Genomic DNA, 25,512 nt, shown 5'->3' on the forward strand with positions numbered 1-25,512 from the left:
CCCATGACCGCGCCGGCGCTCACGCTCTACGGCCGCAAGTGGTGTCATCTGTGCGATGACATGCTTGCGGCGCTCGAAGCGATGCGTCCGGCGTGGGATTTCTCGGTCACGGTGATCGACGTCGACAGCGATCCGGCACTCGAAGCGAAGTACGACGAGATCGTGCCGGTGCTTGCCCTGGGCGAGCGCGAACTGTGCCGATATCGTTTCGATGCCGACGCCGTCGCCACCGTTTTCTCCCGGGCCTGACGCTTCGTCCGGTCAGGACCGTTCAGAACGAAACCAGCACCTGCCGATCATTTCCACTGAATCCAGCTTATTCCCGCTATATCGCTTCGATGCGCGCGATTCCGGACGGAATCGGTGCGCTTTCGGCTAAAATGTCATGTTTGCCGATTCTCTCGAAAGTCGCTGCCGAGCCGAATCCGATGGCACCGACTTTTCTATAGCCCCGCCTCATGGACCATATTCGCAATTTTTCGATCATCGCCCACATCGACCACGGGAAATCCACCCTGGCCGATCGCATCATCCAGCTGAGCGGCGGTTTGTCCGATCGTGAAATGGAATCTCGCGTCCTCGACTCGATGGATCTCGAGCGCGAGCGGGGCATCACCATCAAGGCACAGACTGCCGCGCTGCAATACAAGGCACGCGACGGCAAGGTCTACAACCTCAACCTGATCGACACGCCGGGACACGTCGACTTTTCGTACGAAGTGAGCCGTTCGCTGTCCGCTTGCGAAGGCGCGCTGCTCGTCGTCGACGCCTCGCAGGGCGTGGAAGCGCAGACCGTCGCGAACTGCTACACCGCCATCGAGCTGGGCGTGGAAGTCGTGCCGGTGCTCAACAAGATCGACCTGCCGTCGGCCGAGCCGGAGAACGCGATCCAGGAGATCGAGGACGTCATCGGTATCGAGGCGACCGACGCCGTGCGCTGTTCGGCCAAGACCGGTCTGGGCGTGGAAGACGTGCTCGAAGCGCTGATCGCCAAAGTGCCGCCGCCCAAGGGCGACGCCAATGCGCCGCTGCAGGCCCTGATCATCGACTCGTGGTTCGATAGCTACGTCGGCGTGGTCATGCTGGTGCGCGTGGTCAACGGCACGCTCAAGCCGAAGGAAAAGATTCACCTGATGGCCACGGGCTCCAGCTATCTGGTCGAGCAGGTGGGCGTGTTCACGCCGAAGTCCAAGCAACTCGCGTCGCTGTCGGCCGGTCAGGTGGGCTTCATCATCTCGGGCATCAAGGAACTGAACGCGGCGAAGGTGGGCGATACCGTCACCCACGCTGTGACGACCACGACCAAGCCGGCCGAGGCACCGCTGCCGGGCTTCAAGGAAGTCAAGCCGCAGGTGTTCGCCGGCCTCTATCCGGTCGAAGCCAACCAGTACGATGCCCTGCGCGACTCGCTTGAAAAGCTCAAGCTCAACGACGCGTCGCTGCAATACGAACCGGAAGTTTCCCAGGCATTGGGCTTCGGTTTCCGTTGCGGCTTCCTGGGCCTGCTGCACATGGAAATCGTGCAGGAGCGTCTGGAGCGCGAATTCGACATGGACCTCATCACCACGGCACCGACCGTGATTTATGAGGTGACGGAGCGCGACGGCACGATCGTCTCGGTGGAAAACCCGGCGAAAATGCCGGACCCGGGCCGTATCGAAGAAGTGCGCGAGCCGATCGTGACCGTGAACCTGTACATGCCGCAGGAGTACGTCGGCTCGGTCGTCACGCTTTGCCAGCAAAAGCGCGGCGTGCAGATCGACATGCAGTATCACGGCCGTCAGGTGCGTCTGATTTATGAGATTCCGATGGCCGAAATCGTGCTCGACTTCTTCGACCGTTTGAAGTCGGTATCGCGCGGTTATGCGTCGATGGATTACGAGTTCAAGGAATATCGCGCGTCGGACGTGGTCAAGGTCGACATGCTGATCAACAACGACAAGGTCGACGCGTTGTCGATCATCGTCCACCGTTCGGAGAGCCGTCGTCGCGGTGCACAAGTCGCGTCGAAGATGCGGGAAATCATTCCGCGTCAGATGTACGATGTGGCGATTCAGGCGGCCATCGGTGCGAACATCATCGCGCGTGAGAACATCAAGGCGCTGCGCAAGAACGTGCTGGCGAAGTGCTATGGTGGCGACATCTCGCGTAAGAAGAAGCTGCTCGAGAAACAGAAGGAAGGTAAGAAACGCATGAAGCAGGTGGGGAGCGTTGAAATTCCCCAGGAAGCGTTCCTTGCCATTTTGCAAGTCGAAGACAAATAACGTAGCGACAGGTCCCGCATGAATTTCGCCCTGATTCTTTTGATCCTGGTGCTGGTGACCGGGGTGGCCTGGGTGGCCGACAAGTTGGTGTTTCAACCGGCGCGCCGCCGGGCAGCACAGACGGCAGTGGCGCAATTCGATCAGCAGCAGCTTGCGTTGCAGGGCTCCGGTATCCAGGGCTCTGGTTCGCAGGAAGGCAATGCGCTGGCGAGTGCGCGCGCGAAGTTGCGTGACGACAAGCTGCGTCAGCCGTGGTGGCTGGAGTACTCGGCAAGCTTCTTCCCGGTGATTCTGGCGGTGTTCGTGCTGCGCTCGTTCGTGGTCGAGCCGTTCAAGATCCCGTCGGGCTCGATGATCCCGACGCTGCTCGTCGGCGATTTCATCCTTGTGAACAAGTTCGATTACGGCATTCGTCTGCCGGTGGTCAACAAGAAGATCATCGATCTGGGCGAGCCGAAGCGTGGCGATGTCGTGGTGTTCCGTTACCCGAAGGATGAGTCGATGGACTACATCAAGCGTGTGATCGGTGTACCGGGCGACGTGGTGGCTTACCAGAACAAGAAGCTCACGATCAACGGCGAACCGGTGCCGGAAACCGCGCTGCCGGATTACTTCGACGACGAGCACATCGCGTACTTCAAGCAGTTCGAGGAGACGGTCGGCGGTGTGAAGAACCGGATTCTGAACGACCCGAACGTGCCGCCGTACATCATGGGCGCCGACGACTTCCCGAACAAGCAGAACTGCCAGTACAACAGCCAGGGCGTGATCTGCAAGGTGCCGCCGGGTAACTACTTCATGATGGGCGACAACCGCGACAACAGTGCGGACAGCCGCTACTGGGGCTTTGTGCCCGAGCAGAACATCGTGGGCCGGGCGTTCTTCATCTGGATGAACTTCTCGAACCTGAAGCGTCTGGGCGGCTTCCAGTAAGTCGGTCGCTTCACCGGGAGGCATACCTCCCCGTCAGGGATTGAATTGATGCGGAAATTGACGTTATTTCGTCAATTTCCGCATTATTGTTTTTAAATAAGAAATAAAAGGTGCGATGGCAGACGTTGGCCGGAGGGACCGACCGGTCCTGACCTCGGAATTGTCCGATCCACCGATCTCACGCCAGTCCGAAAAGCCCGTCAGATGGCGATCCAGCCCGTCGTTTCTTGGCGACGACCCGCGCCGGGGCGGGAGCGTCGCGCTATACTTGCGCCATGTCTCAATCACTGAATCAACTGGAAGAACGTCTCCAGTATCGTTTCCACGATGCGGAATTGCTTAGCCAAGCACTGACGCACCGTAGCCACAGTGCCGCCAACAATGAGCGGTTGGAGTTTCTCGGCGATTCCATTCTGAACTGTTCGGTCGCAGCGATTCTGTTCCGTCGCTACGGCAAGCTCGACGAAGGCGACCTCTCACGTGTGCGCGCCAATCTCGTGAAACAACAATCGTTGTACGAGATCGCGCAGACGCTTGGCGTTTCCGATTTTCTTCGCCTCGGCGAAGGCGAGCTCAAGAGCGGTGGTTTCCGTCGTCCCTCGATTCTGGCCGACACCCTCGAAGCGCTGTTCGGTGCGATGTACCTCGATGGCGGTTTCGAGAAGGCCTATGCGGTGATCGAGCGCCTGTACACGCCTGTGCTCGAACATGTCGATCCGAAGACGCTCGGCAAAGACGCCAAGACGCTGCTTCAGGAATACCTGCAAGGCCACAAGATCGCACTGCCGCAGTACACGGTGATCGCCACCCACGGGGCGGCGCACAACCAGCAGTTCGAGGTCGAGTGCACCGTGCCGAAGCTTGACATCAAGGTGGGCGGTTCGGGGGCCAGCCGTCGTGCGGCCGAGCAGGCAGCGGCCAAGAAGGCGCTGGAAGAAGTGCAAAAGATGCCCGCACTCGCGAAGCCGAAGGCCGAGAAGAGTGCGAAGGCGGCGAAGAAGCGTGCTGCCAAGGCGGCGGCTTCGGAAGCGAAGAAGGCCGGACAGGCCGGGCAACTGACGGTGGCGTCGCAGGCCGAGCCCAAGGAGGCGCGCGATGCTTCGGCCGGAGCGACTACGGCACCGGCAATGACCGCGTCGAGCAACGGCGCTCCGCGTAACGCGGCCGCATCGGTTGAAAAGCCTACGGAGCGCGCGGCAGGTGGGGGGGACAAAGTCGCAGACAAGACTGCGGACAAGGCGACCGCCGACAAGCCTGCCGACAAAGCGTCCGAGAAGCCGTCCGAGAAACCGTCCGATAAGCCCGCCGACAAGGCCGACGCCGCCAAGCAACCTCCGGCAGCTGCCTGAGTCCTATTCAGGGGGAGAGCAAGCGCTGCTGTCCCCCTTTCAAGAGAGTTTCCAACCATGAACGATAAGACGGATTTTCGCTGCGGTACCGTGGCGATCGTCGGGCGTCCGAACGTCGGCAAATCGACGCTGCTCAACGCCCTCGTCGGTCAGAAGATCAGCATTACGTCGCGCAAGGCGCAGACCACGCGACATCGCATCACCGGCATCAACACCACGGAAGACGCGCAGTACATCTTCGTCGACACGCCGGGTTTCCAGACACGTCACGCGACCGCACTCAACCGCTCGCTCAATCGCGCGGTAACGTCCACGCTGTCGAGCGTCGACGTGGTGATGTTCGTGATCGAAGCGGGCAATTTCGGCCCGGACGACGAGAAGGTGCTCAAGCTCCTGCCGGAGAACACGCCGGTGCTGCTGATCGTCAACAAACTGGACCGCATCAACGATAAGGCCGAGATGCTGCCGTTCCTGCGCAAGCTGGGCGAAGTGCGCGATTTCCGTGAAATCGTGCCGATGTCGGCGAAGCGCGAAGACGACATCAAGCGCTTGCTCGGTGTGCTGCGTCCGTATCTGCTCGAAGGCGACCCGATCTACGGCGAGGACGATCTGACCGATCGCAGCGAGCGCTTCATGGCGGCCGAAATCCTGCGCGAAAAGGTGTTCCGCTGGACGGGCGACGAATTGCCGTACACGAGCACGGTCATCATCGACAAGTTCGAAGTCGAAGGAAATCTGCGCCGTATTTTCGCGACGATTCTGGTCGATCGCGATAATCACAAGGCGATGATCATCGGCAACAAGGGTGCGAAGCTCAAGCAGATTTCCACCGATGCGCGCCTCGATATGGCGAAGCTCTTCGACGGTCCCGTGTATCTGGAAGTGTGGATCAAGGTGAAGGGCGGTTGGGCCGACAACGAAGCCGGCCTGCGGGCATATGGCTACGAGTGAGCTGGATACTTCACGTGACGATGTCGACGCGCCGGATGCGATAACGCCGGCGGGCGGCACATCACAAGCCACGCAAGCTACGCGATCGGCGCGATCCCCGCGCGCCGCTTCGGAAGCGGTGGGGGCGCGGCCCGCACGTCCGAAGAGCACGCGCACGCGCGCCGCGGACGACGATGCCTCGGAAGCGTTCCAGCAAGCCGAGGCCAACACCGATACCGTCAAGCGCGAAGCCAAGCGCGCGCGCCGTGCGCCGTCGCCCGCCCGGGTGGCCGAGCGCGAACAAAGCCGGGTAACGGAACAACCCGGCTTTGTGCTTCACAGCTATCCCTACCGCGAAACCAGTCTGATCATCGATGTGCTCACGCGCGACCACGGGCGTATTGCGCTCGTCGCCAAGGGCGCGAAGCGTCCGCATTCGGCTTTGCGCGGGGTGCTTCAGACGTTTCAGCCGCTCTCGCTCGCGTGGCTCGGCAAAGGCGAGCTGCGCACGTTGACGAAGGCTGAGTGGGTGGGCGGTTTGCGTCCCCTGGAGGGCGACGCGTTGCTCTCGGGCTTCTACCTGAACGAACTGCTGGTGAAGTTCTGTGCGCGCGACGACCCCCACGACAAGCTGTTTCAGCACTACCTGACGACGCTGCATCATCTCGCGCATGGCGAACCGGCGGGCGTGATCCTGCGCGCGTTCGAGCGCGTGTTGTTGCGCGAGACCGGCTATGCGGTCGCGTTCGACCGTTGCACGCAAACGCGTGGCAAGGTCGTGCCGGATCGCCGCTACGTGTTCCACCCCGACTGGGGCGTGCGTCCCGCGCGCGGCGACGAACCGTCGGACTGGCCGGTCGTGGCGGGGCAGACCCTGCTCGACATGGAGCAAGACGATTATTCACGGGCGCAGACCGTGCAGCAAAGCAAGTTGCTCATGCGCTTTCTACTCAACCACCATTTGGGCGGCGTGCCGCTCAATACCCGGCAGATCCTGCTCGACCTGCAAAAACTATGAGCCTCTTCTTCCAAGGCAACGCCATCGACCTCGGGGTCAACATCGATCACGTCGCCACGGTGCGCAACGCGCGCGGCACGCAATATCCGGATCCGATCAGGGCAGCGCTGCTGGCCGAAGAGGCGGGCGCGGATGTGATTACGCTGCACTTGCGTGAGGACCGTCGTCATATTCGCGACGACGACGTGACGAATCTGCGCGACAAGCTGATCACGCGCATGAATCTCGAGTGTGCGGTGACGGAAGAGATGCTGGCGATCGCCTGCCGCGTGAAGCCGCACGATGTCTGTCTGGTGCCGGAGAGCCGTCAGGAGCTGACGACCGAAGGCGGGCTGGACGTCGTCGGACTGTACGACCGTATCGCTGCCGCGACGCAACAGCTTGGCGAAGCCGGCAGCCGTGTATCGCTCTTCATCGACCCGGACGAGGCACCGATTCGCGCCGCTGCGCGCATGGGCGCACCGGTCGTCGAGCTGCACACGGGGCGTTACGCCGAAGCGCATGACGAAGCCACGCGCGAAGCCGAGTTCGCTCGCATCGAACGTGCGGTGGCGCTGGGTGTGTCGCTGGGACTACGCGTCAATGCCGGTCATGGCTTGCACTACGAGAACGTGCAGCCCATCGCGGCCATCGAAGGTATCTCCGAGCTGAACATCGGACACGCCATCGTCGCTCACGCCCTTTTCGCGGGCTGGGAGAACGCGGTTCGCGAGATGAAGGCCATCATGGTCGCGAGCCGCATCGCGGCGCGCGGCTGAGCGGCGGTATCCCGTCAGCTCGTTCGCGCCTAGCCACTTTATCGCTGCATCAAGCCGTGACACGACTGCCCTCATGAGCGATTCGAATCCCTCGTCCTCACCGTCTTCGTCGGCCAGTCCGACGGCGGCCCCTGTGGCCGCCAGCGGTATCGCGCCTCAGGGGCCGACGACGATCTACGGCGTGGGTACCGACATCCTGCAAATCAGTCGCGTCGTGGGCGTGATGGCGCGCACGAAAGGCCGATTCGTAGAGCGCGTGCTCGGGCCTGAGGAACTCAAGGTTTATTACGCTCGTCAGAAGCGCTCCGAGGTGCGCGGGCTGGCTTACCTGTGCACGCGGTTCGCCGCGAAGGAAGCCGTCTCTAAGGCCATCGGTCTCGGAATGCGCTGGCCGATGACGTGGCGTGCGGTGCAGACGCTCAATGCGCCCTCGGGTAAGCCGGTGGTGGTCGCATCGGGCGAGTTGGTGCAGTGGCTCGCCGAGCGGCAACTGTCGATCGAAATTTCGATCACAGACGAAAAGGAATACGCGGTCGCCTTTGCGATCGCGTCACGTAATTTAGGCAACATTGGCAATATTGCATCGGAGAAATCGCAATGACGAAGCGCAGGCCGGGCCCGGTGATGCTGGACGTTGTCGGGCTGACCCTCAGCGAAGACGACATCCGTCGCATCGATCACCCGTTGACCGGGGGTGTCATTCTGTTCGCCCGCAACTTCGACGACCGCGCACAACTGTGCTCGCTCACGAAGCAGATTCGCGACGTGCGCGACGACATTCTGATTGCCGTCGACCATGAAGGCGGACGCGTGCAGCGTTTTCGTACCGACGGCTTCACCCATCTGCCCGCGATGGGCAAGCTGGGCAAGCTCTGGCATGAGGATGTGTTCAAGGCAACGCGTGTCACGACGGCCGTAGGCTACGTGCTCGCGTCGGAACTGCGTGCTTGCGACATCGACCTGAGTTTCACGCCGGTGCTGGATCTGGACTATGGGACGTCTGCCGTGATCGGCGACCGTGCGTTCGACGCGGACCCGCGCGTGGTGGCTATGCTCGCCAAGAGTCTTAACCACGGGCTGTTGCTCGCAGGGATGGCGAACTGCGGCAAGCACTTTCCGGGGCATGGTTTTGTGGCGGCCGACTCGCATCACGAGATTCCCGTGGACGAGCGTTCGCTTGACGAGATTTTGTCCGTCGATGCGCAACCTTACGACTGGCTTGGCATGTCGCTCGCAGCGGTGATGCCGGCCCACGTGATCTATCCGCAGGTCGACCCGAACCCGGCCGGCTTCTCGGCCAAGTGGCTCAAGGACATCCTGCGTGGTCAATATGGTTTCGACGGCGTGATCTTCAGCGACGACCTGTCGATGCAGGGCGCGAGCGCGGCGGGCGATGTTGTGACCGCAGCGCACGCGGCGCTGGACGCCGGCTGTGACATGGTGCTGATCTGCAACAGTCCGGAAAAGGCTGACCGCCTGCTGCGCGAAATGAAGCCGGTGGCCGACACCGTCTCGCAGCGTCGCATCAAGCACCTGCTGGGTCGTGGCAAGGTGCACGGCTGGGAGAAGATGCTCGCACAGCCGGAGTACCAGGCGGCGAAGCGCCTGATCGCGGAGACGTTCGGCGGCTAAGGTTGTGCAGATTCGGAGCGATCCGCGGGACCTCTCGCGGGCGGCTCCGACCACCGATTGACGACCGGGGCGACTCGGTCCAAATCGATCAGCACAAACAAAAAGCGCTCGACCCCGAAGGGACGAGCGCTTTTTTGTTACCTGACGAACCGCACCGCCTCAACCGTGAGAAGGCGCTGCGGTCGCAAGCCAACGCTTAGGCGCGGCTCTTGTATTCGTCGGTACGCGTGTCGATTTCGATCTTGTCGCCGGTGTTCACGAACAGCGGAACCTGAACTTCCAGCAGGTCGTTGATCTTGGCGTTCTTCAGAACCTTGCCCGACGAGGTGTCACCCTTCACAGCCGGTTCCGTGTACTCGACCACGCGCACGAGCGTCGTCGGCAGTTCGACCGAGATAGCCTTTTCGTTGTAGAACACGACTTCGCACGGCATGTCGGCTTCGAGGTACTTGATGGCGTTGTCCATGTTCTCGGCTTCGACTTCGTACTGGTTGTACTCATCGTCCATGAACACGTACATCGGGTCAGCGAAGTACGAGAACTTCACTTCCTTCTTGTCGAGGTTGACGGTCTCGAACTTGTCGTCGGCGCGATAGGTGAATTCGCCACGGCCTTCCTTCAGCAGCTTCTTCCACTTCAGCTTGACCATGCTGGAGTTGCGGCCCGACTTGACGAATTCGGTGCGCAGCACAACGTTCGGCTCATTGTCGAGAATGAAGACGTTACCGACGCGGAGTTCTTGAGCGATTTTCATAAAAAACGAGATCCTGTGACGAAATAAGCGATTTGCCGCTTGTTGAGCGCTTCCATACGCCGATTCGCCGCTTGATTCCCGTGTCCGCCAAGGGCGACTCGGAGCAGCAGGTTCAGCAGCAAAGCGTTGAAAAACCAGCTATTTTACCTGATTTTGCGCGAAGCTTGCCAACTGTCGCGCGAGGTCCGGAAGCTGCGCCTGAGTGTTTGCCCACGCCTGCGCATGGCGTGTCAGGGCGGGCAAGGCCGATGCCAGCGCCGCCCAGTCCGGCGCGGTGCTGGCGTACCCGTTCCAAAGGTGCCAGAAGGTGCGCAGCGCCTCGCGCTCGGCGTGTCCCAGCAGGGCGTCGCCGGGAGGCAACTCCGCTAGATACCGTTCGAGGAAGGCATCAAGCTTCACATGATGGGCATTTTCCGCCTGCGGATAGATGTGCCAGACGAACGGCTTCGCCGCCCATTGCGCGCGTACGAACGAGTCTTCCCCTCGCACGAAATTCAGATCGCACGCCCAGAGCAGGCTATCGAAGTCTTGCTGCGGGACGAACGGCAGACCGTAGCCGGTGAGCGCGCCGCGTGTCGCCGATTCGCGTGGAGCGAGCGCGTCGCGTCCGAGCCATTCGCCGACGGCCGGGGCGATTCGACCTTGGGGGACGAGGCATACAACGGGCGTCTCGCTTTCCGACCATTGCGTGAGCAACGCCGGCAACGCGGCGTTCTCATACGCGAACAGCGACACAATCAGCGCATCCTGCGGTGCCGCCGACAGGCCGAGCGTGCGTTGCCACCAGGCGTCGCGCAAGTCGGGAGACGCGAGAAATGCGTCACGCCGGGAAAACAGTTCGCGCTCGTGGATCAATCCGCCGGAGCGTTCGGTGAACCCAGGCATGAAAATCGTTTTGATGAGGCCCAACTGCGGGTGAGCCGACTGCTGCATATGGAAATCGTCGACCCAATGCTCGGCGCTCAGATACTCCAGATTGATCCACACAGGCGCGTTGCCCGCCTGTTTCCGGGCGTGCATCGCCTGGAGATAACGGTCCGGAATGTGGCAGGCGAACCCCTCGATCACGATGTCGCCTGGCGCACTGTCATCCGTGATCGGGCCGAAGTCGGCGTCCCAGCGTCGCACGTCCACCCCGTCGCAGCGCTGGCGGGCCAGCGCCGGATCGATGTCCGGGCGCAGGTAGCGGAAGCTCGTAAGATCGTCGACCCACAGCCGTACTGACCATCCATGTTCGCGTACGAGTTGGCGCGCGAGCCGCCAGCACACGCCGATGTCGCCGAAGTTGTCGACAACGGTGCAGAAAAGGTCGCAGCGCGGCACCAGCGGAAGGTGACTGGAGATCGTGGCGGCGGACGAGGACGCCACCGTGGATGTCGGGGATTCAGTAGACAGGGGCATTGAGAAGCCGAGACGCGGATTGGTCTAAACTCCTGATTTTAGTCCCTCCTTGTATCTTTCGAGGCACTCCAGGGACGCTCCGATCGCCAGAGTTCATGACCGAAGACGCCCACGACGTCACGCCGCCGCGTAAGTCCCGCAAATCCAAAGCTGCTGAAGCTGCCGAGCCCACGCCGTCGGCGATGGCGGGCGATATCGCACAGCCGTCGGTTCTGTCGGCGTCGGATGACGCGTCGACTTCGGCAACGGCTTCGCCATCCGGCAAGCCAGCGAAGTCAGCCAAATCGGCGAAAGCTGCCAAAGCTGCCAAAGCCGCAAAAGCAGAGAAGCCGACACGTCAGCGCCGCAACGGGAACGACGGCCCGTCAATGACGGCGGATGACGATGGCGATCCGGGCGACGCCAACGACGCGCCGCTGTTCGATTCGCGCAAAGTGCTCGCGCAGTTGCCGAACCTGCCCGGTGTCTATCGCTACTACGATGCGGCGGGCAACGTTCTTTACGTGGGCAAGGCGCGCAATCTGAAGAAGCGCGTATCGAGTTACTTCAACAAGACGCAGTTGTCGCCGCGTATTGCGTTGATGGTCGCGCGCATTGCGAAGCTCGAAACGACGGTCACTCGTTCCGAGACCGAAGCGCTGCTCCTTGAAAACAATCTGATCAAGGCACTGCATCCGCGCTACAACATCCTGTTTCGGGACGACAAGTCGTATCCGTTCCTCAAGCTCACGCAGCACAAGTACCCGCGCATGGCGTATTACCGTGGCTCGGTGGATCGTCGCGGTCAGTATTTCGGACCGTTCCCGAGTGCATGGGCAGTGCGCGAGAGTATCCAGATTCTGCAGAAGGTCTTTCAACTGCGCACTTGCGAAGACTCCGTCTTTTCGAATCGCACGCGTCCGTGCCTGCTCAATCAGATCGAGCGATGCAGCGCGCCGTGCGTGGGGGCGATTCAGGATGAGGACTACGCACGTGACGTGAACAACGCCGCCGCGTTCCTCTCCGGACGTCAAAAGGAAGTGCTCGGCGCGCTTGAAGACAAGATGATGGCCTACGCCGAGGCGCTCCAGTTCGAGCAGGCGGCGGTCGTGCGCAATCAGATGCAGGCGCTCTCCGGCGTGTTGCAGCAGCAGTCCGTCGAAACCGCGGGCGATGTCGATGCCGACATTCTTGCCGTGGCTTACGCAGGCGGTCGCGCTTGCGTGAACCTTGCGATGGTGCGCGGCGGACGTCACCTGGGCGACAAGGCGTATTTCCCGGCGCACGTCGAGCGAGGTGTCGAAGGCGGGATTGCGGACGAATTCGAGGAAGACGAAGTGTTGGCCGCGTTGCCGTCCGATGATGATCCGGTCGATCCGGTCGATTCCGACGATGCTGTGGCCAAGTCGGACGTGAGCGGCAACGAGCCGTCCACGCAAGTCGCGCAAGCACCGTCCGCGTCGCTTGAGTCGCGTCTGCTCGAGGCGTTCGTCGCTCAGCACTATCTCGGCCAGTCGGTGCCGCCAGTGCTGGTGGTGAGCCATGCGTTGCCGAACGACGAGTTGCTGAGCGCACTCTCCGAGCAGGCGGGCCGCCGTATCGCCATGGTGCGGCAACCGCAGGGCCAGCGACGCGCATGGCTCGACATGGCGTTGCAAGGCGCGCAACTTGCGCTCACACGTTTGCTGACGGAGCAGGGCAGCCAGCAGGCACGCACCAGCGAGCTGATCCAGACCATCGGTCTCGACATCGACGATCCCGCGCTGCTGCGCGTGGAGTGCTTCGACATCAGCCATACGCAGGGTGAAGCCACGCAGGCGTCGTGCGTGGTGTTCCATCATCACAAGATGCAGACGAGCGAGTACCGGCGCTACAACATTACGGGCATCACGCCGGGCGACGATTACGCGGCGATGCGTCAGGTGCTTACACGTCGGTATGGCCGTTTGATGGAGGCGGCCGCTGCGACCGTGAGCGACGCGGCGGACCCGTCATCCGTGGCCGCCGACGTCGCGCGCGCCGAGGCCGACACCTCCGTCGTCGCGGACGGTGACGTGAACGAAGCGACCGCAACGACCGAGTCGACCGCACCCGATATCGCCGACGTCGAAGCCAATCTCCCGCAACTGGTGCTGATCGACGGCGGCAAGGGGCAGGTGGAGGTGGCGCGTCAGGTGTTCGTCGAGTTGGGGATCGACATTGGTCGTCTGGTCGGTGTGGCGAAGGGTGAGGGACGCAAGGTGGGTCTCGAGACGCTGATCTTCGCGGACGGACGTGCGCCGCTCGAACTCGGTCGCGAAAGCGCGGTGCTGATGCTGATCGCGCAGATCCGTGACGAGGCGCACCGCTTCGCGATCACCGGCATGCGAGCGAAGCGGGCGAAGGCGCGTCAGACGTCGCGGCTGGAGGAGATCGAAGGCATTGGTGCGAAGCGCCGTCAGCGGCTGCTGATGCGCTTCGGCGGCTTGCAAGGCGTGGTGTCCGCGAGCGTCGATGAGCTGGCGAGCGTCGAGGGCATTTCGACAACGCTCGCTGAGCAGATCTATCGCCAGCTTCACTAACTTCGGTTAGTTCACCAAGGACGCCGGGCCGCAGTTTCCCCCGGCGGTCCTCGTCACCCTATGCTCACCCCGTCCTCACGTATCGCCGTGAAACAGCAACCGCATCACGGTGTCGTTATCGACCGTTTCCCCGGAGAGCGTGCGGGCGAGCAACTCGCCACCCACGACCGGCGGCGCAAAAATCATATCCGGCTGCACGCGCTTGAGTTTGCTCAGGTGTTTGCTGTCGTTCACTGAGGCGATCGTGCGCACGGTCGGCGCGATCTCCTTCGAGGCGAGCACGATGAACGCATTTTCGGAATCGTCCGCCCGCAATGCGAGAACGGCTTTGGCGTGCTCGATACCTGCGTGGGTCAGCACAGTGTTGTCGCTGGCGTCGCCATGCATGACGTCCGCTTCTTCCGGGTAAGGATTGTCCGCGCCGCTCGCGATGATGACCGTTACCGGCCAGCCGCGCTTGGTGAGTTCATGGTGGACGTTGACGGCCAGCGGCGAGGCGCCGGCCACGATGAAGTGGTCTTTACGTATCACGTGCGTAAATCTCCCCGCGAGAATTTTCTTGAGGTTGCCGCCGACGAGCGGGCCGATGACGACGGAGAGCGACGTCGCGAACACGCTGATTCCGAAGATGATGACCGACGCGGTGAACAGGCGCGCGTCGGTCGATACCGGCACGATATCGCCGTAGCCGACCGTCGTCATCGTGACGATGGCGAAGTAGAACGCGGTGGCGAGATCGCCGACATTCGGCTTGAATTCGCGGCCCAGATACATCGTGCCGAACGTCGCGTAAATCACCAGCGCGAACACGGCCACCAGCGTGTAGAGCGTGGCGGCGGCGAAGCTGGCCCGGTCGAATTCGCGCCAGTACCAGAGCAACAATCCGAAGCAGACGAGCGAGAGGACGAATGTGACGTCGAAACGGATGTTGAGATGGAAGTTGATGGCGGCGGCCAGCGTAAGCATGACCAGTGTGAAAGCCCAGGCGGTGCGCGCGCGAATCACGAGTCCACAGGACAGTGCGACGAGCGCCGTGCCGACAAGTGCACGGGGCAGATGCGAAAAGTCGATGCGCTCGATGGCGTTCAGCCCGAACAGCAGCCGGGGCAGGTGCGTGGCTTCGATATGTTCGAGGGCGGAGAGGTCGCCGCGCACGAAGAGGTCGATGAGCAGTGACCCGGGCACGCGCAGCAAGACGGAGGCGACGAGCAGCAGACCGTCGATGCCGACGAGTATGGCGATCAGAACGTGCGGGGGGATCAGTGACCGGAAGGGCGGTCGGTGCAGGGCACTGCGCAGGGCGGTCAGGGGCGAGTGCAGTTTCACGAGATCGGCGCTATTGGCGGGATGTTGCGAGCAAGATAGGGGCACACTAGCGCACATGTCAACCGGTGTGCGGTGCCGCGGCCTTGTCGCTACGGGGCAGACACGGCACAATGCGGGTCTGGTACGGCTGCCGAGTGCGCCGTGTGTCGACGTTTGCCGAACTCATGCTGCCATGCCTTTCAATGTCCCCATATTCCTGACCTGGCTCCGGATCGTGCTGATCCCGCTGGTGGTCGGCGTCTACTATTTGCCGACGACGTGGTTGTCGTCCGTCGAGATGAACTGGGTGGCGTGCGCGGTGTTCGTGCTGGCGGCGCTGACCGACTGGTTTGACGGGTTTCTGGCACGGCGCTGGAATCAGACGTCGGCATTTGGGGCGTTTCTGGATCCCGTGGCCGACAAGCTGATGGTGGCGGCGGCGCTGCTGATGCTGTTGCAAATGGGCCGGATCAACGCGCTGGTGGCGCTCATCATTATCGGGCGGGAAATCACGATTTCGGCGCTGCGGGAGTGGATGGCGCAGATTGGCGCGTCGCGCAGCGTGGCGGTGCATCAGTTGGGCAAGATCAAGACGGCAGCGCAGATGGTGGCGATCCCGTTGTTGCTGTTCAACGGCACGGTGGCATGGAACGGGTTGCGTTTCGACTCGCGATTCTGGGGCACGTGGCTGATTTACGTGGCGGCAGTTCTCACGTTGTGGTCGATGCTGTATTATCTGCGCCGCGCGTGGCCGCAGATTCGTGAGCGTGGCGGCGCACAGATGTGAGCGTAAGTCTCTGAATATGCGGGAAGTGCGCGGGATCTGTGCGGTGAAGGAGAAAAAACTTCACAAATTTTCAGTGCAGGTGCTTGACACTGAATCGTCGTTTAGACATAATCTCCTTCTCGCTGCTACGGCGTTAGCCCGGCAGCGAAGTTTTTAGAAGTCGATGGATTGGTAGTACGCATGACAATGCGGGAGTAGCTCAGTTGGTAGAGCGCAACCTTGCCAAGGTTGAGGTCGCGAGTTCGAGACTCGTCTCCCGCTCCAGTTTTCACACTGGACATTAAGTGGTTAATCCTTGGTGTTCGGTGTCATGCGGGAGTAGCTCAGTTGGTAGAGCGCAACCTTGCCAAGGTTGAGGTCGCGAGTTCGAGACTCGTCTCCCGCTCCAAATCCAGAGGGAAGCCTGACTTCCCTTTTTATTTGCCGAAAAGCCCACGGCGATCGATCCGACGGGCGCCCTCGATGGCAACAGCGAGTGGTTACAACGCGGCAGAGTATCCCGACGGCGGGATAGCAAAATGGTTATGCAGCGGCCTGCAAAGCCGTTTACGTCGGTTCGATTCCGTCTCCCGCCTCCAAATTCAAAAGCCCTGACTTGTCAGGGCTTTTTCTTTTTCTGGCTCTGGCCGACATCACAACACCATCGCACGCATGATCCTCCCGGTCGCCTCATCGGCCGGGTAGAACGCTTCGAGCGCCATCTCGGCGAGCGTCACATCGACGGGCGTGCCGAATACCGTGGTCGTGCTGAAGAACGACAGCAGTCCCTCGTTCGTGCGCAACTGCATCGGCACGAAGATGTTCGCCGTCGGCGGTACTGCCGGTGCCGGCCCGTGCTCCGTCACCGGATACGCCTTCAATTCCTCGTACAACTCGCCCAGCGTGGCATCGCCGCTCGCGTGAATTTGCTGACGCAGGCGATGCAGCAGATGTGCGCGCCATTCCGGCAGATTGGCGATGCGCGGCGCGAGACCGTCGGGGTGCAGCGACAGGCGCAGCACATTCACGGCACCGCTCAGCAACGACGGGTCGACGCCGGCGAGCAGTGGCATCACCGCGCGGTTTGCCGCGAGCAGCGTCCAATGCCGGTCGAGGGCCAGTGCTGGATACGGCTCGTGTCCATCGAGCACACGTTGGACGGCCTCGCGAGCGACGGTCATGTCGGGACCGTCGAACGCGCGTGCCTCGAAGCGGGGCGCGAAGCCCGCCGCGACGAGCAGCGCGTTGCGCTCGCGCAGTGGAATGTCGAGTGCTTGCGCGAGATGCAGCAGCATGTCACGGCTGGGTTGCGCGCGGCCGGTCTCCACAAAGCTCAAATGGCGGGTGGAAATCTCGGCTTCCAGCGCGAGATCCAACTGGCTCATGCGTCGACGCTGACGCCAGTCGCGCAACAGGGTTCCGATAGCAGGTGTCGTCATGACGCGGAGTATGGTGCAGTTGGCGCGTGAGCGGCCATTACCTCCGAGGTAATCGACGGTGCGTCGCGCGTTCGCGAAGATTATAGCCAGCGAGACACGATGTCTCGTCATCCTGAGCAACGCTGCCACGGGCGGGTTGTCGGGATCGGACTCACGCTAATGGAGGTCACCATGATGTCATCCCGTCAGTCTTCGCTTGAGGCTTCGCGCCACAGCTCGCATCATTCGCTTCATTCTTCGTCCCGCGCTTCGATGCTTGCCCGCGTGATGCTCGCCGACGCGCTGGTGAGCGGTGCCGTCGGCCTGTTGCAGGTACTCGCCGCAGCGCCACTGGCAGGGCTGCTGGACTTGCCCGCCATCGGACTGCGTATCACGGGCCTTGTCCTGCTTGTCTACGGGGCTGCGCTCGTCTGGCTGGTGCGACGCACGGTATTACCTGCTGGCGCAGCGTGGGCGGTCATCGCTATCAACGTGATCTGGGCACTCGATTGCGCCTTGTTGCTGGCATCGGACTGGATTGCGCCCAATGGACTGGGCGTGGCCTTTATCGGTGTCCAGATCGTCACCGTGCTGTCGTTCGCCGAACTGACGTTCATCGGACTCCGCCGCCGTCGGCAGGTATCCGCCTGATGGGGGGGATGCCCCCGCGACTTCACGAATTTAAGGTTATTCGATAAGGGCGGGGGCAGTCGGTATTACTATCGTCAGAATTGATCCAGCCATCGGAAATCGACGACCGACATGACCGACAAGAAACTGTTTTATTACCCGAGCAACGCCAGCATGGCCCCTCACATGGTCCTGGAGGAAATTGGCCGGCCTTTTGAATTGGTGCTTGTGGACCGCAATCACAATGAACACAAGTCTGCGGAATATCTGCGTCTGAATCCCAACGGATTGATTCCGGTGTTGGCCGACGGCGACCTGGTGTTGTATGAGACGGCCGCCATCTGCCTGCATCTGGCGGACACATCGCCTGAAAGTGCGTTGGCACCCAAGCTGGGAACGCCGGCGCGCGCGGAGTTTTACAAGTGGCTCATGTGGCTGACGAACACGCTTCAATCGGCATTGATTGTTTATTTCTACCCGGAGCGGTGGGTGGACGTCGGCAACGTGGCGGGTGTGGATCAGGTACGGGCGCATGCCGAATCGAAGATTGGCACTTTGCTGGAACAGCTGGAGCAACAACTTCAGTCGAGCGGCGGCCCTTGGTTGCTGGGTGACCAATACTCGATCCTTGATCCGTACGCATTCATGCTCTGTCGGTGGACACGAGGCTTTGCGAAGCCGGCACGCGAGCGCGCGTTGCTCGGCCAGTATTTGCAGCGGATGCTCGCACGACCCGCGATTCAACGTGTGCTGAAGACGGAAGGGCTTGCTGCGCCCTTCGTGTGAGCCATCGGATTGCATAGCTGCCTGTGCCCATTCCAGCCTCGATTTCCAGAAACTCAAAAGCCCCGACTTGTCGGGGCTTTTTTTTCGCACGCCTCCTTGGCTACCCCGCCTCCTTTATCGCAAATCTGGCGCTCGTTAGCGGTATGCGGAGGACAAGGGGTGAACCAGGCTCATTCGGGAAAATGCACGGCGCTGCCTTCGTCAGCGTCACCTAATATTGTTTCGGCAGGCAGCCTACGTCCATAACTAAACGATCAACAGGAGAATGTAAATCTTGTAAATTAATAAGGAGTACTTATTTTGAGTCATGGAATTCAGTCAAATCATTCGAGGCGAGCGAGTGATCAAATCGCCGTCGTCGGAATCGGATGCCGGTATCCCGGCGCGCAAGGGGTCAAAGAGTTCTGGGAAAACATTCTTGCCAAGCGACAGCAGTTCAGGCCGATTCCGGCGTGTCGGCTTTCTAAGCAAGGCTACTTTTCTTCAGACCGAAGCGCGGAGGATCAAACCTACGCCTGGCAGGCGGCCGTAATTGACGGATATGTATTCGATTGGCAGGCGCGCCGCATTCCTAAAAGTACATTCGAGTCCACTGACATTGCGCACTGGTTGGCGCTCGATACCGCGATCAGCATGCTTGAGGATGCTGGCTATGTGGACGGCGAGCGATTGCCTCGGGAATCTACCCGGGTGATCGTGGGTAATACCCTGACAGGCGAGACGACGCGTGCCAACGACCTGCGCTTGCGTTGGCCGTACGTGTTGTCTTGCGTGCGAAAGGCGTTGGCGTCTGCCGGTTGGAACGCCGACACGACCCTCTCGTTCGAAAATCGTCTCAAAGAGATTTACAAGCGTTCATTTCCGGAAGCCAACGAAGACTCCCTGGCCGGAGGGCTTTCCAACACCATTGCCGGGCGTATAGCAAACTATCTAGACCTCAATGGGGGCTGCTATACGATAGACGGTGCCTGCTCGTCCTCCCTATTGGCAATTCACGCAGCGGCGACCTGTCTGAGCGCAGGACAGTGCGATTTTGTGATCGCAGGGGGTGTCGACATCAGTCTTGACCCATTCGAGCTGGTCGGATTCGCAAAAGCAGGTGCGCTCACACCGACACAAATGCGTGTCTATGACGATCGCGGTAACGGGTTTATTCCAGGAGAAGGGAGCGGCTTCGTCGGACTCAAACGCCTGAGCGACGCGATTGAGAGTCATGACAAGATCTATGCGGTGCTCGACGGCTGGGGGATGTCGTCCGATGGTCGAGGGGGAATCACTGCGCCGAGCGCACGGGGGCAGCAGCTGTCGCAGGCGCACGCCTATCGCTTTGCCCGTGTTTCACCGGAAGCGCTTGATTTCGTAGAGGGACACGGTACCGGCACTGCCGTAGGTGATAGGGCTGAATTGAATGCCCTCGGCATGACCCTTTCTTCGTCGGACGACGCGCACGTTTGTGGCATCACGTCACTCAAGTCCATCGTGGGTCATACCAAGGCAGCTGCAGGGATTGGTGCATTCATAAAGAGCGTGATCGCAGTCAATCAACGTGTCTTGCCCCCGACGGCAGGATGCGATGAGCCGCATCAGGCGTTTTCCAGCAGTGCGCGTGCTTTGTTCCCAGCGATACGCGGCCGTGCATTTCGCGAAGCCGATGTGCTGCGGGCCGGTGTCTCGGCGATGGGATTTGGCGGCGTCAACGTGCACGTTACGCTTAGATCCTATGTTTCCCCGCCGGACTCGCATCTCCGTAGCGACCTGGACAATCGCAGTGCGATGGCGAGTTGGCAAGATAGCGAAGTCTTCCCTTTGACGGCATCGTCTTCCACGGAACTTAGACAGTGCGTGGCGAACCTTCGGCGAGATGTCGAAGGCATCAGTCTGGCCGAACTTTCCGATCTGGCCGCGCACTGCGCGCGAAATGTCGATCTATCAGCCCCATGGCGTGCTGCAATCGTCTCGGAGTCGCCGGAGCAATTGTTCGAAAGACTGGCGCGGCTCGATACGGCACTCATCGATGCCTCCTCTGCGAGTCCTGTCTCGGATCGCGAGCACGGGTTCACATTCGGACGCGTGAGCGAATCGCCTCGGGTCGGCCTGTTGTTCCCAGGGCAGGGTGCCCAACGACTGGGCATGGCGAGCGCGCTGATGGAGCGCTATCGTTGGGCGCGCCGAAGCGCGGAGCAAGCCGAGCAATGGGCGGCCAGGTATGGCGCGCCAAGCATTCTGAAGACAATGCACCCGGAGCTGGACCGGTTTCCCCATCAGGCGGAACGCGAGTCGCTCATGAATACGCTGCAACGCACCGAATGGGCGCAACCGTCTATTGTGCTGGCGTCTCTGATCTGGCTGCAAATGCTGACACGATTGGGAATTCGGTCCAACTGCGTCGCGGGGCACAGCCTCGGAGAGTTGGTCGCGTTCCATGCGGCAGGGGCGTACGGCATGCAGACTGCCGTCGAGTTGGCCGCTGTGCGAGGGCGTGAGATGGCGGCAGGTACCGGAGCCGCAGGTGCGATGCTCAGCCTCGCATGTACCCGCCTTCAGGCGCAACGCCTCATCGGCGAGGCAAAAACGTCCGGTTATTCCGTATTGGCCAATATCAACAGTGAGCGCCAGATGGTTGTGTCGGGGGAGATGGCTGCCATTGACGTCATTGAAAAGGCTGCCGTCTCGGTCGGTACAGCCGCAGTTCGATTGCCTGTCAGTCACGCATTTCACTCGAAGCTTGTCGAACGCGCCGCCGATGCCGTAGGCAAGTGCGCACCGATCGCTCGCGACTGTGACGCGCTGACCTGCGTGTTGATTTCGAGTATCGACGGTCTGGAACTATCGCCGCGAGTTGACCTGAAAGAGCATTTCGCTCGCCAGATCGTCAGTCCCGTCGACTTTGTGCAAACGCTGAACTCACTGGCAAGGCATGTCGATGTCGTGCTTGAAGTCGGACCGGGAAACGTTCTCACGAATTTGTCGCGTAACGTTCCCGGCACACGGGACTTGCCATGCTTTCCGGTGGAGAGCAAATCGGAAACTTGGCGCGACATCAACTGGGCGCTTGCCAACCTGCACGTCCTGGGTTCTCCCATCGTTTGGCGCGAGTTGCACGCAGAGCGAGTTATCCGACCGTTTATTCCTGCGCGCAGTCGCGTGTTCATCGCGAATCCTTGTGAGCGCTTGGCCGAGGCGACGTTGCCGTCATGCCTGCCCGGTGATCAGATCGTTTCGCCGCCCGAGATTGCAACTTCCGATGCAGCTTGCGAAGCCGAAAAAGCGTCAGTTAAAGATGTCGCATTCGATGCCGAGTCGCTGACGTCTGCCGCTGACGCTTGCGCATGGCCGGTCCTTCGGCGCTTGTCTGCACAGATTACGGGTTTTGCCGAGGCGGCTATTGACCGCGAGTCTCGCCCGCTCGACGACCTGAATATGGATTCGATCAAGACGGCTATCCAACTCACGCTGACGCAACGGTCCGGCGATGCCGTCATGTTCCGCGGCGAAGGCGCGGGCGGGACGCGTGGGGTGAGCGTCCTCACTTTGCCCTGCGAGTTGACGCGGCATCCTAAGAAAATGTTCGCATTTGTCGTGAATCGTGGTGGCATGCAGAGCGAGCCTGCCGGTCGGGGGCCTGGAGTCGCCTTGTCCTGTGCAACATCTGCGCAAAGTTCCGGGCCGGGGGATTCAGGATCTCAACAGCCCACCTTCCTGACGAAAACTCGGTTTCGTGCGGCGTTCAAGGATACGTGGCCACCTGTGCTCACATTAAGTTCGGGAACGATCGCTGAATGGATGGGACGGCTTAGAGAGGAGCATGCCGTTGATTTCGGGCGGCAGATTCTGGACAAGTTCGATACCGGTGTGTTCGGCATGGCGACCAATCATTCCAGCGTCGAGTCGATTGCACGACCGGATACCACCGATCTCGTAGAGGGCCGATTTTGGTTTACCCGCCGATATGGCCGCGGCGACTCGACACTTGATCAAAATCTCGAGTGGCACCGGATCGACGCGGCGGGGAACAGCACGTTGATCGCCCGGGCAAAGATGACGACGTCATCGACGACGATAGTGAGCCATGGCGTGATAGAGCCGGTGAACCTGCCCGCGTTCTATGGTGATTGGCTTGCGCCGCGTCTTGCCGGTTTGCGCGATTGGCTGGAATCACATCCGTCCATCGACACGCCATATCCCTCGTTTGAATGGCGTACGGCTGCCTCGTATGTGGCATGCGCGGCCCCCGCGTTGGAGTCGATACTCTGCCGGAAGATCTTTGAGACGTCACTCACCAGCGGAAATTTGGTCGGGAACGTGTACTTCGCTCACTACTACCGTTGGCAGGATCAGATCGCCGAGCAGTATTTCCGGTCAGTCTCGCTCGAAATGCCGCATCCTTCTGCCGCCAGAGCGGGGTTCCATTGCTGTTCGGCTTCCGTGAACCATTTGCGTGAGGCCATGCCGTTCGACAGGATCGAAGTTGTCATGGCGCTTCAGGCGTTGCACGACGACGGGCTCGAACTGCGCTTCGAGCACTATCGTCTTGGCGACGACGACGAGCGAATCAAGTTGGCGGTTGGTTCTGCTCGCTACGTTTGGACATGTCGTACGCCTGCCGGAATCGCGATCTGCTCACAGCCATTGCCGCGTGTGTTGTTTGACGCGCTTAAGGCAGCATGCAGCTCGTTTCGAAACGATTCCAGTTTGCCGAAGACGGATGCTAACCCCCTCGTTTGATCGTTTGCCGATTTCTCCCGTCAGTCCACACGCTGCCAGACAGAAATCGGCACATCGCCGTTCGGACGCGGCGTCACTCGGTAGCTCAGCTCGCCACCCTTGAGTTCGTAATTGCGCTTCTGCTGTTCCCCTTCCCAATTGGGGAAAGAGGCGTTTTGGATGTGGAACGTCAGCGTGCCGTCGGCCGGGTCGATGCTGATCGTGCCCGTGTGAGTACTGGAGCCCATGACCGCTGCCTTGTACTCGGCGGGCGTCCCCGCACTCTTGTCGCCCGACGCGAATTTGGGCCGTTCCGCCTTGAAGATTTGCAGTGAGTAGTTTCCCTTCGCGTCGATGACCAGCAGGCCCTTGGGTGCCGCGCCATAATCTCGATCCCGCGAGCCGTCCGGATGCTGGACGTCTGCGGCGACCAATGTCCATGTGCCCGTGAGCGACGGCGCAACCGTTGGCGTCGCTGCGTGTGAGCCCGTCGTCAATATGGTGCACACCGAGAAGACCGCGCCGAGCATGCCGCGTTTAAGCATCGTCTGACCGTTCATAAGGGGATGTCTCCGTGACCGGAAGGCGTTAAGGGGGATGGACGGGGAGGACACGCGCAAGTCGCGCGAGACATGCGGATCGACCCGGCACTGTCATCGATGATAGCCAGATGAATGATGCAGTAAATGCGATAATTCGGGATCAATGCTTCAGAGAAACTGAACAATGACGATCCCGAATCTCGACATGGATGCCCTGCGGACATTCCTTGTGGCCCAGCAACTGGGCAGTCTGAATCGTGCAGCAGAACGCATTGGACGCTCTCAGTCGGCCGTCAGCCAACAAATGCGCAAGCTCGAAGCGCAGGTCGGTGAGCCGCTGTTTCGACGACAAGGGCGGGGCCTGGCGCTGACCGACTCGGGCGAACTGATCCTCTCCTATGCGCACCGCATCCTCGATCTCAACGACGAAGCCGTTCGCGCGGTTCGGGGTGCGTCGGTCGAGGGCGTGGTGCGCTTCGGTCTGCCGGGCGACTTCGCTGAGACGTGGTTGCCGGCGGCGCTGGGGCAGTTCAAGAAGACGCATCCGGGGGTGCGTGTCGAAGTGGCCGTCGAGCGCAACGGCGTGTTGCTCGAACGACTGGACCGGGGGGAACTCGACCTCGTGCTGGTGATGGGCAACGAACGGCGGTCCGATGCCGAGCCGCTCGCCTTGTTGCCGATGACATGGATAGGACCTGTCGGCGTCGACCTGACGCTGACACCGGGTCTTGCGTTGGATCTCGCGCTGTACAACCCACCGTGCTTCTTCCGTCGCGCGGGCATCGAGGCGCTCGACGCCGCAGGCATTTCGTGGCGGCTGGCTTACACGACGGCGAGTCTTCAAAGCCTTTGGTCGGGTGTGGCCGCAGGGCTCGGCATCACGTTGAGAACGGCGGCCGGTCTGCCGCCGTCGTTAAAACGGCTCGGCGCAAAAGAGGGACTGCCGCCGCTGCCGTCGGTCGCCCTCTGCCTGCATGCAGGTCATCGCGACACGCCACCCGCGTTGGCGCAGCTCAAACGCGTAGTGACGGAGTGTGCGGGCGCGAATCTCGCCGCTTAATAGAAAGGGAAAGGGGGAGGGCAATGCCGCAACGCGTGTGCGCCTCACCGCACCACAATTTCTGCGTGGTCGCTCCCATCGTCGAATCGTAGAATGCACAATTACCCCAAAAGAGCCGTCAGAGGTAAGAAATGGACACAGCAATGATCGATGGACGACTGGATTTCCTGCGAACCTGCGAGCGTTTAAAGGACGTCTTGCGAAGCGCGCATACGTCGTCAGGACGTCGCGAGAGCACGGCCGAACACAGCTGGCGTCTCGGGCTGATGGCGACGGTTTTCATGGATCAATTGGGCGACGTCGACCGTTTGAAAATCATGGAGCTTTGTCTCGTCCATGATCTCGGCGAAGCGCTTCATGGGGATGTTCCTGCGACGGAGCAAAATAGCGATATCGATAAGGACGCCGTCGAGCGTAACGACTTGATGGAAGTCTGCGCGTCGCTCGATGCGCCACTGCGTGAGAAGATCGTCGCGCTCTGGGACGAATACGCCGCAGCGAAAACCCCCGAAGCACGCGCCGTCAAAGCGTTGGATAAGCTTGAAACCATGCTGCAACACACGCAGGGTGATAATCCTTCCGACTTCGATTACGCGTTCAATCTCGATTACGGACGCAAGTACACCGATGCTGTATCGCCGCTTCGCGATGTGCGTGAGCGAATCGACGATGCGACGCGGGACCGCATCACAAAGACCGAATAAGCAGATGTACCAGCAGAC

General features: G+C 61.0%; 21 protein-coding genes and 3 tRNA genes. 19 read left to right on the forward strand and 5 right to left on the reverse strand.

Annotated elements, in window-relative coordinates; genetic code table 11:
- Positions 1-3 precede the first annotated feature (3 nt).
- The 9 genes from PAQ31011_RS12480 to nagZ all read left to right on the forward strand — a co-directional run bounded on the left by PAQ31011_RS12480 (position 4) and on the right by nagZ (position 8,884).
- Entirely contained in the window at positions 4-249 is a 246-nt protein-coding gene (locus tag PAQ31011_RS12480; protein WP_150576131.1) for a glutaredoxin family protein, read from the forward strand.
- Between the two features lie 209 nt (positions 250-458).
- Positions 459-2,264 (forward strand): translation elongation factor 4, encoded by a 1,806-nt coding sequence (gene lepA, locus PAQ31011_RS12485; protein ID WP_150576132.1) that lies wholly within the window; start codon positions 459-461, stop codon positions 2,262-2,264.
- An 18-nt stretch (positions 2,265-2,282) separates the two neighbouring features.
- Positions 2,283-3,197 carry a signal peptidase I gene (gene lepB, locus PAQ31011_RS12490; protein ID WP_150576133.1) on the forward strand — a complete coding sequence of 305 codons (915 nt, stop codon included), beginning with the start codon at positions 2,283-2,285 and terminating at the stop codon, positions 3,195-3,197.
- Between the two features lie 275 nt (positions 3,198-3,472).
- Positions 3,473-4,546, forward strand: a complete 1,074-nt coding sequence (gene rnc, locus PAQ31011_RS12495; RefSeq protein ID WP_150576134.1) for a ribonuclease III — start codon at positions 3,473-3,475, stop codon at positions 4,544-4,546.
- A 57-nt stretch (positions 4,547-4,603) separates the two neighbouring features.
- Positions 4,604-5,497, forward strand: coding sequence for a GTPase Era (era, locus tag PAQ31011_RS12500; protein ID WP_039401209.1), 894 nt, complete (start codon positions 4,604-4,606; stop codon positions 5,495-5,497).
- On the forward strand, positions 5,484-6,494 hold the full coding sequence (gene recO / locus PAQ31011_RS12505; protein WP_246179527.1) for a DNA repair protein RecO: 1,011 nt from the start codon (positions 5,484-5,486) through the stop codon (positions 6,492-6,494). The genes era and recO overlap by 14 nt, the downstream gene beginning before the upstream one ends.
- Positions 6,491-7,252, forward strand: coding sequence for a pyridoxine 5'-phosphate synthase (pdxJ, locus tag PAQ31011_RS12510; RefSeq protein ID WP_150576135.1), 762 nt, complete (start codon positions 6,491-6,493; stop codon positions 7,250-7,252). Before recO ends, pdxJ begins: the two co-directional genes overlap by 4 nt.
- A gap of 73 nt (positions 7,253-7,325) precedes the next feature.
- Positions 7,326-7,853 carry a holo-ACP synthase gene (gene acpS / locus PAQ31011_RS12515; protein ID WP_281350002.1) on the forward strand — a complete coding sequence of 176 codons (528 nt, stop codon included), beginning with the start codon at positions 7,326-7,328 and terminating at the stop codon, positions 7,851-7,853.
- The gene (gene nagZ / locus PAQ31011_RS12520) at positions 7,850-8,884 is read left to right on the forward strand and encodes a beta-N-acetylhexosaminidase (RefSeq protein WP_150576136.1); all 1,035 of its coding nucleotides are present in this window, start codon (positions 7,850-7,852) and stop codon (positions 8,882-8,884) included. Before acpS ends, nagZ begins: the two co-directional genes overlap by 4 nt.
- Before the next feature lie 196 nt (positions 8,885-9,080).
- On the opposite strand, the gene efp is transcribed toward nagZ, so the two are convergent.
- Positions 9,081-9,638 (reverse strand): elongation factor P, encoded by a 558-nt coding sequence (gene efp, locus PAQ31011_RS12525; protein WP_150576137.1) that lies wholly within the window; start codon positions 9,636-9,638, stop codon positions 9,081-9,083.
- 138 nt (positions 9,639-9,776) lie between these two features.
- Complete coding sequence (gene earP / locus PAQ31011_RS12530; RefSeq protein WP_150576138.1) at positions 9,777-11,039, reverse strand: elongation factor P maturation arginine rhamnosyltransferase EarP; 1,263 nt, start codon at positions 11,037-11,039, stop codon at positions 9,777-9,779.
- Between the two features lie 368 nt (positions 11,040-11,407).
- On the opposite strand from earP, the gene uvrC reads away from it, so the two are divergent.
- Positions 11,408-13,579, forward strand: coding sequence for an excinuclease ABC subunit UvrC (gene uvrC / locus PAQ31011_RS12535; RefSeq protein ID WP_150576444.1), 2,172 nt, complete (start codon positions 11,408-11,410; stop codon positions 13,577-13,579).
- A 75-nt stretch (positions 13,580-13,654) separates the two neighbouring features.
- Here uvrC and kch read toward each other — a convergent pair whose 3' ends face one another.
- Positions 13,655-14,905 carry a voltage-gated potassium channel protein gene (gene kch, locus PAQ31011_RS12540; protein ID WP_246179528.1) on the reverse strand — a complete coding sequence of 417 codons (1,251 nt, stop codon included), beginning with the start codon at positions 14,903-14,905 and terminating at the stop codon, positions 13,655-13,657.
- Positions 14,906-15,077: 172 nt separating this feature from the next.
- On the opposite strand from kch, the gene pgsA reads away from it, so the two are divergent.
- From pgsA to PAQ31011_RS12560, 4 genes are all read left to right on the forward strand, one after another.
- Positions 15,078-15,671, forward strand: coding sequence for a CDP-diacylglycerol--glycerol-3-phosphate 3-phosphatidyltransferase (gene pgsA / locus PAQ31011_RS12545; protein WP_046289661.1), 594 nt, complete (start codon positions 15,078-15,080; stop codon positions 15,669-15,671).
- Positions 15,672-15,859: 188 nt separating this feature from the next.
- Positions 15,860-15,935 (forward strand) — tRNA-Gly (locus PAQ31011_RS12550).
- A 48-nt stretch (positions 15,936-15,983) separates the two neighbouring features.
- Positions 15,984-16,059 (forward strand) — tRNA-Gly (locus PAQ31011_RS12555).
- A gap of 116 nt (positions 16,060-16,175) precedes the next feature.
- A tRNA-Cys gene (locus PAQ31011_RS12560) sits at positions 16,176-16,249 on the forward strand.
- 54 nt (positions 16,250-16,303) lie between these two features.
- On the opposite strand, the gene PAQ31011_RS12565 is transcribed toward PAQ31011_RS12560, so the two are convergent.
- Entirely contained in the window at positions 16,304-17,089 is a 786-nt protein-coding gene (locus PAQ31011_RS12565; protein ID WP_150576139.1) for a helix-turn-helix domain-containing protein, read from the reverse strand.
- Between the two features lie 252 nt (positions 17,090-17,341).
- Here PAQ31011_RS12565 and PAQ31011_RS12570 point away from each other — a divergent pair, with 252 nt between their 5' ends.
- From PAQ31011_RS12570 to PAQ31011_RS12580, 3 genes are all read left to right on the forward strand, one after another.
- A complete protein-coding gene (locus tag PAQ31011_RS12570; RefSeq protein ID WP_150576446.1) occupies positions 17,342-17,719 on the forward strand; it encodes a hypothetical protein in 378 nt (125 codons plus the stop codon).
- Between the two features lie 111 nt (positions 17,720-17,830).
- Positions 17,831-18,484, forward strand: a complete 654-nt coding sequence (locus tag PAQ31011_RS12575) for a glutathione S-transferase family protein (RefSeq protein ID WP_150576140.1) — start codon at positions 17,831-17,833, stop codon at positions 18,482-18,484.
- A gap of 300 nt (positions 18,485-18,784) precedes the next feature.
- A complete protein-coding gene (locus tag PAQ31011_RS12580) occupies positions 18,785-23,209 on the forward strand; it encodes a type I polyketide synthase (RefSeq protein WP_150576141.1) in 4,425 nt (1,474 codons plus the stop codon).
- A gap of 20 nt (positions 23,210-23,229) precedes the next feature.
- Here PAQ31011_RS12580 and PAQ31011_RS12585 read toward each other — a convergent pair whose 3' ends face one another.
- Entirely contained in the window at positions 23,230-23,748 is a 519-nt protein-coding gene (locus tag PAQ31011_RS12585) for a lipocalin-like domain-containing protein (protein WP_150576142.1), read from the reverse strand.
- Positions 23,749-23,914: 166 nt separating this feature from the next.
- On the opposite strand from PAQ31011_RS12585, the gene PAQ31011_RS12590 reads away from it, so the two are divergent.
- Positions 23,915-24,790 carry a LysR substrate-binding domain-containing protein gene (locus PAQ31011_RS12590; RefSeq protein WP_150576143.1) on the forward strand — a complete coding sequence of 292 codons (876 nt, stop codon included), beginning with the start codon at positions 23,915-23,917 and terminating at the stop codon, positions 24,788-24,790.
- Positions 24,791-24,921: 131 nt separating this feature from the next.
- Complete coding sequence (locus PAQ31011_RS12595; RefSeq protein ID WP_150576144.1) at positions 24,922-25,494, forward strand: HD domain-containing protein; 573 nt, start codon at positions 24,922-24,924, stop codon at positions 25,492-25,494.
- Positions 25,495-25,512 lie beyond the last annotated feature (18 nt).

Source organism: Pandoraea aquatica (genome assembly GCF_902459565.1).
Lineage (GTDB): Bacteria > Pseudomonadota > Gammaproteobacteria > Burkholderiales > Burkholderiaceae > Pandoraea > Pandoraea aquatica.

What these genes read in the sequence shown, in the direction of transcription:
- PAQ31011_RS12590 (WP_150576143.1), top strand. Translation starts at nt 23,915, where the DNA reads ATGACGATCCCGAATCTCGACATGGATGCCCTGCGGACATTCCTTGTG.
- pgsA (WP_046289661.1), top strand. Translation starts at nt 15,078, where the DNA reads ATGCCTTTCAATGTCCCCATATTCCTGACCTGGCTCCGGATCGTGCTG.
- PAQ31011_RS12480 (WP_150576131.1), top strand. Translation starts at nt 4, where the DNA reads ATGACCGCGCCGGCGCTCACGCTCTACGGCCGCAAGTGGTGTCATCTG.
- PAQ31011_RS12575 (WP_150576140.1), top strand. Translation starts at nt 17,831, where the DNA reads ATGACCGACAAGAAACTGTTTTATTACCCGAGCAACGCCAGCATGGCC.
- pdxJ (WP_150576135.1), top strand. Translation starts at nt 6,491, where the DNA reads ATGAGCCTCTTCTTCCAAGGCAACGCCATCGACCTCGGGGTCAACATC.
- efp (WP_150576137.1), bottom strand. Translation starts at nt 9,638, where the DNA reads ATGAAAATCGCTCAAGAACTCCGCGTCGGTAACGTCTTCATTCTCGAC.
- uvrC (WP_150576444.1), top strand. Translation starts at nt 11,408, where the DNA reads ATGACGGCGGATGACGATGGCGATCCGGGCGACGCCAACGACGCGCCG.
- recO (WP_246179527.1), top strand. Translation starts at nt 5,484, where the DNA reads ATGGCTACGAGTGAGCTGGATACTTCACGTGACGATGTCGACGCGCCG.
- era (WP_039401209.1), top strand. Translation starts at nt 4,604, where the DNA reads ATGAACGATAAGACGGATTTTCGCTGCGGTACCGTGGCGATCGTCGGG.
- PAQ31011_RS12565 (WP_150576139.1), bottom strand. Translation starts at nt 17,089, where the DNA reads ATGACGACACCTGCTATCGGAACCCTGTTGCGCGACTGGCGTCAGCGT.
- earP (WP_150576138.1), bottom strand. Translation starts at nt 11,039, where the DNA reads ATGCCCCTGTCTACTGAATCCCCGACATCCACGGTGGCGTCCTCGTCC.
- nagZ (WP_150576136.1), top strand. Translation starts at nt 7,850, where the DNA reads ATGACGAAGCGCAGGCCGGGCCCGGTGATGCTGGACGTTGTCGGGCTG.
- PAQ31011_RS12570 (WP_150576446.1), top strand. Translation starts at nt 17,342, where the DNA reads ATGCTTGCCCGCGTGATGCTCGCCGACGCGCTGGTGAGCGGTGCCGTC.
- PAQ31011_RS12595 (WP_150576144.1), top strand. Translation starts at nt 24,922, where the DNA reads ATGGACACAGCAATGATCGATGGACGACTGGATTTCCTGCGAACCTGC.
- acpS (WP_281350002.1), top strand. Translation starts at nt 7,326, where the DNA reads ATGAGCGATTCGAATCCCTCGTCCTCACCGTCTTCGTCGGCCAGTCCG.
- rnc (WP_150576134.1), top strand. Translation starts at nt 3,473, where the DNA reads ATGTCTCAATCACTGAATCAACTGGAAGAACGTCTCCAGTATCGTTTC.
- PAQ31011_RS12585 (WP_150576142.1), bottom strand. Translation starts at nt 23,748, where the DNA reads ATGAACGGTCAGACGATGCTTAAACGCGGCATGCTCGGCGCGGTCTTC.
- lepB (WP_150576133.1), top strand. Translation starts at nt 2,283, where the DNA reads ATGAATTTCGCCCTGATTCTTTTGATCCTGGTGCTGGTGACCGGGGTG.
- lepA (WP_150576132.1), top strand. Translation starts at nt 459, where the DNA reads ATGGACCATATTCGCAATTTTTCGATCATCGCCCACATCGACCACGGG.